This is a genomic window from Acidovorax sp. KNOB132 (genome assembly GCF_057541515.1).
In genome coordinates, this window is sequence record NZ_BAAJYT010000357.1 from 1 (window position 1) to 2,926 (window position 2,926).

Genomic DNA, 2,926 nt, shown 5'->3' on the forward strand with positions numbered 1-2,926 from the left:
GGTGGCCATCGTGCTGGCCGGCCTGGTCGGCTTCAAGCTGCTGCCCCTGTCGGCGCTGCCGGAGGTGGACTACCCCACCATCCAGGTGCAGACCCTCTACCCCGGGGCCAGCCCCGAGGTCATGAGCCGCACCGTGAGTGCGCCGCTGGAGCGCCAGTTCGGGCAGATGCCGGGGCTGGCGCGCATGTCGTCCACCAGCGCCTCGGGCGTGTCCATCGTCACGCTGCAGTTCGGCCTGGGGCTGGCGCTCGACGTGGCCGAGCAGGAGGTGCAGGCCGCCATCAACGCCGGATCGTCGCTGCTGCCCACCGACCTGCCTGCGCCGCCGGTGTATGCCAAGGTGAACCCGGCCGATGCGCCGGTACTCACGCTGGCCGTCAGCTCCGACACACTGCCGCTCACCGAAGTGCAGAACCTCGTGAACACGCGCCTGGCGCAGAAGATGAGCCAGGTGCCCGGCGTGGGCTTGGTCAGCCTGGCCGGCGGGCAGCGGCCGGCCGTGCGCATCCAGGCCGACACCAAGGCGCTGGCCTCGTACGGCATCGGGCTCGACACCTTGCGCACGGCCATCACCTCGGCCAACGCCAACAGCGCCAAGGGCAGCTTCGACGGGCCGCAGCGCTCCTACAGCATCAACGCCAACGACCAGCTGGTGACGGTGGCCGACTACAAGAACCTCATCGTCACCTGGAAGAACGGCGCGCCCGTGCGCATGACCGACGTGGCCCGCGTGGTGGACAGCGCCGAGAACAACCGCCTGGGCGCCTGGGCCAACGAGACCCCGGCCATCATCCTGAACGTGCAGCGCCAGCCGGGCGCCAACGTGATCGCCACGGTGGACAACATCAAGAAGCAGCTGCCCGAGCTGCAGGCCGGGCTGCCCGCCTCGCTGAAGGTGGAGGTGCTGTCGGACCGCACCACCGGCATCCGCGCATCGGTGCACCACGTGGAGATGGAACTGGTGCTGGCCGTGCTGATGGTGGTGCTGGTGATCTTCTTTTTCCTGCACAGCCTTCGCGCCACGGTGATCGCCAGCCTGGCGGTGCCGATCTCGCTCATCGGCACCTGCGGCGTGATGTACCTGCTGGGCTACAGCCTGAACAACCTGAGCCTGATGGCGCTCACCATTGCCACCGGGTTCGTGGTGGACGATGCCATCGTGATGATCGAGAACATCGCCCGCTACATCGAGGAGGGCGAGTCGCCGTTCCAGGCCGCGCTCAAGGGCGCCACGCAGATCGGCTTCACCATCATCTCGCTCACGGTGTCGCTGATCGCGGTGCTGATTCCGCTGCTGTTCATGAGCGACGTGGTGGGGCGGCTGTTCCGCGAGTTCGCGGTGACCCTGGCGCTCACCATCCTGATCTCGGCCGTGGTGTCGCTCACGCTCGTGCCCATGATGTCGGCGCGCTGGCTGAAACCCGAGCCCCCGCACGGCGAGCGGCGTGGCTTCGGCGGCGCGGTGCAGCGCGGCTTCGACCGCGTGATCGCGCGCTACGACATCTGGCTGCAATGGGTGCTGCGCCGCCAGGGCGCCACGCTGGTGGTGGCGCTGCTCACGATGGCGCTCACGGCGCTGCTGTACGTGGTGATTCCCAAGGGGCTCTTTCCCACGCAGGACACGGGCCAGCTGCAGGCGCGCGTGGAGGCCTCGCAGGACGTGTCGTACGCCCGCATGAGCGAGCTGCAGCAGGCTGCGGCCCGCGCCATCCTGGCCGATCCGGACGTGCAGTCGCTCAGCTCCTTCATCGGGGTGGACGCGGCCAACAACACCATGCTGAACGCCGGGCGCATGCTGATCAACCTGAAGGCCGACCGCGACGGGCAGGAGGCCGTCATGCAGCGACTGCGCGACCGCGTGCGAGCCGTGGCCGGCGTGACGCTGTACCTGCAGCCCACGCAGGACCTGACCATCGACGCCGAGACCGGGCCCACCGAGTACCGCCTGTCGATCGGCGGGGTGGATTCGGCGCAGGTCAACGAATGGACGAACCAACTGGTGGAGCGCCTGCGCACGGTGCCCCAGGTGCGCAACGCCACGTCGGATGCGGGCGCGCAGGGCCTGTCGGCCTACGTGGACATCGACCGCAACACGGCCTCGCGCCTGTCGGTCACGGCCAGTTCGGTGGACGACACGCTCTACAGCGCGTTCGGCCAACGCATCGTCTCCACCATCTTCACCGAGACCAACCAGTACCGCGTGATCCTGGAGGCGCAGCAGGAGCATCTGGACAGCCCCGAGGCGCTGGGCACCCTGCAGCTGCGCACGGGCGGCGGCACGCCCACGCCGCTGTCCGCCGTGGCCACCATCCGCGAGCAGCTCGCACCGCTGCAGGTCACCCGCGTGGCGCAGTACCCGGCCGCCACGCTGGGCTTCGACCGGGCTGAAGGCGTGTCGCTGGGCAACGCGGTCGATGCCATCCGCGCGGCGGCGCAGGAGATCGGCGTGCCGGCGGGGCTGTCGATGCAGTTCCTCGGGGCAGCGGGCGCCTACGAAAAATCGCTGTCCAGCCAGCTGTGGCTCATCCTCGCGGCCATGGTGTGCGTGTACATCGTGCTGGGCGTGCTGTATGAGAGCTACATCCACCCGCTGACCATCCTGTCCACGCTGCCCTCGGCCGGCGTGGGGGCCTTGCTGATGCTCATGGTGACGGGCAACGACCTGGGGGTGATCGGCATCATCGGCATCATCCTGCTGATCGGCATCGTCAAGAAGAACGCGATCATGATGATCGACTTCGCCATCGACGCCGAGCGCCAGCAGGGCATGGCCCCGCAAGAGGCCATCCACCAGGCGGCGCTGCTGCGCTTTCGCCCGATCCTGATGACCACGCTGGCCGCGCTGTTCGCCGCGTTGCCGCTCATGCTGGGCTGGGGCGAGGGGGCCGAGCTGCGCCGGCCGCTGGGCCTGGCCATCATGGGGGGG

The 2,926-nt window shown here is 68.9% G+C and carries 1 protein-coding gene; it reads left to right on the forward strand.

Translation table 11 applies throughout. From position 1 onward, the window contains the following. Window position 1 precedes the first annotated feature (1 nt). Window positions 2-2,926: efflux RND transporter permease subunit (locus AC27IO_RS22375; RefSeq protein ID WP_498740834.1), on the forward strand; the 2,925-nt coding region annotated here is incomplete at its 3' end.